Origin of the sequence: Bacillus sp. 7884-1, from assembly GCF_002272245.1 — a bacterium.
Classification (GTDB): domain Bacteria; phylum Bacillota; class Bacilli; order Bacillales; family Cytobacillaceae; genus Neobacillus.
The window spans coordinates 1-2,018 of sequence record NZ_NPDD01000002.1 but is presented as its reverse complement, the minus strand read 5'-3'; the positions used below and the strand labels follow the sequence as shown (position 1 = coordinate 2,018).

Genomic DNA, 2,018 nt, shown 5'->3' with positions numbered 1-2,018 from the left:
ATGGGTTTACTTTTTCCTCTTCTTCAACAGCTTCAGCTTCTTCGTCATCTTCAGTTTTTACAATTGCGTCTGTTTCAAAATCGATGTTTTTGGAATCTTCGTCTTCATCTTCTTCATCTTCAATTCTCACAACAGAATCGGAGTCAGCATCTGTTTCTTCTTCTTCTTTTGCCGCGTCTTCTTCATCTTCCGTTTTCGCAGCTACATCACTGTCAACGTCAGCTGTTTCTTTGGATTCAGAATCTGCCTTGGCTGTATCAGCTTCTGTATTCTCAGTTGTACCTTCCGTTTCAAGATCAATAACGGGAGTTTCTTCAACTGGAACTTCTTCCTTAACTGTCTCTTCCACAACCACATCTTCAGCCTTTTCTCCCTTTCCATGAACAGCTGAATTTGGGGCTGCGTGCAATTTTGCATTTTCGCTTGCATGAACGCTCGCCTGCGACTTACTTGCCTTTTCTTCCTTTGGCTTTACTTGTACGCTTACTTCATCCTTTGCCTGTACAGCTGGTGCTGCCGGAACAACCGGTTTAACATTCACGTTAACCTTTTCTTTATTAGATTGGTTCACTTGAACAGTTTTTTCTGCTTTAGCGTGATCTGGGCCTGCTGCTTCCGTAAATTGACCTCCAGCAAAAATTCCAAACGATAATGCTCCTGCAAGTACAAAAGATTTAGCAACTTTATTAGGGTTTAAGTAATGTTTCATTTTTAATTCGCTCCTTTTATTATCATGATCCGTGGCTTTTAGCTGCGGGTGACACTGGTAATAAAGGAGCTGCCTGCGGCGGTAGCGATGGCGGAGCATTCACCCATTGAGTATTCATCAAGGCTTGCCGGGAAAGGTATGGCTGGACAAGTTTGATTTCAAAGTAGTCATTCCATTCAAACCATTTATCCAAAAAGCTTAAACTACTTATTCCATGATTGACCCGATCATTTGATTGACCCCCTGAACCGTTGCTTCTCTGTGTCTGATTCAGTGCTTGGTTTACCTTAGGAATCTCTTCCTTGCTGGCAGGATCTTTCTGTGGCTCCTGCACAACGGATTCTGATTTTGTTATGTCTAAGTCTTCATCTTGTAAATAGACAATATTATCTACTTTTACTGGCTTTACTTTTTCGACTTTACCTTCATTATCAGTATCTTGGATAGAATTTTTAGGATTCACCTTTTCTACTGTATGATTTGCCTGGACAGCCTCTGCATGTTTGGGGACATTGACCTGAACAACCTTCTCGGCCTTCTTTACCACCGACTTCGCGTTTCCATTTGCCTGCTCTGGCAAACTTTTTTCCAAGTCAGTCTGATTTGGAGTATTTTGGGCTGGGAGCTGTTTTGCTTGTGCTTGGTTTTCACGAGCATGTTCAGGAATCGTCTTGTTCAGCGATTGCGCCCCTTCAGCTTTTGCTGGTACTGCTATTGTTTCAGGTTCTGTTATTGATGCCGTTTGTGGTATTGAAGCATGTTCCGGTATTGAAGCCGGAGCTTGTCCCTTTTGAGTACGAAGTTCATTCTTCTCGGCAAAAGCATTGTCTGGAAAAAACATCGCCGCACCAACCATTAGAGCTGATATAAGAAATTGGCGGAAGTGCACTATTTCACCCCCCTTCAATAATTCGTAACGTTCACCGACAAAATTCGAGCAAAGTCTTCGTTTTTTGTCTTCTATTCTTAAAATCGATTCTTTTCACCCAATTCCCTTCAACTGTATGGGTAATTATTAACATAAAAAAAGACAATTCGGGGGGAACGAATCGTCTCTTTGTACCTACTAGTTAGGCAGCTGCTTTATTTTTTTCAGCATGAGTTTTTGTTGTTTTGCGGATGAATGGAACCACCCAACGGTCTAAACCGTATCGTCCTGCGTTGTAGCCTGCTGTTAAGATGATGAAGCCTAAGAAAATGTCTGTTGGGTTATGAGATACAGTTCCAGCTAGGAAGAAAGAGAAGTTCATCACTAGACCAAAGAACATTGCTGCTGTGGTTAAACATCCAAGCATTAGTCCTAAACCGA

1 protein-coding gene and 2 pseudogenes are annotated in these 2,018 nt (G+C 41.9%); all 3 read right to left on the bottom strand.

What is annotated here, in order from left to right; translation table 11 throughout:
* A pseudogene (locus CHI06_RS00370) lies at positions 1-709 on the bottom strand (hypothetical protein); the annotation flags it as partial.
* A gap of 22 nt (positions 710-731) precedes the next feature.
* Complete coding sequence (locus tag CHI06_RS00365) at positions 732-1,598, bottom strand: hypothetical protein (RefSeq protein WP_095246435.1); 867 nt, start codon at positions 1,596-1,598, stop codon at positions 732-734.
* A 181-nt stretch (positions 1,599-1,779) separates the two neighbouring features.
* Positions 1,780-2,018: pseudogene (locus CHI06_RS00360) on the bottom strand (Crp/Fnr family transcriptional regulator); the annotation flags it as partial.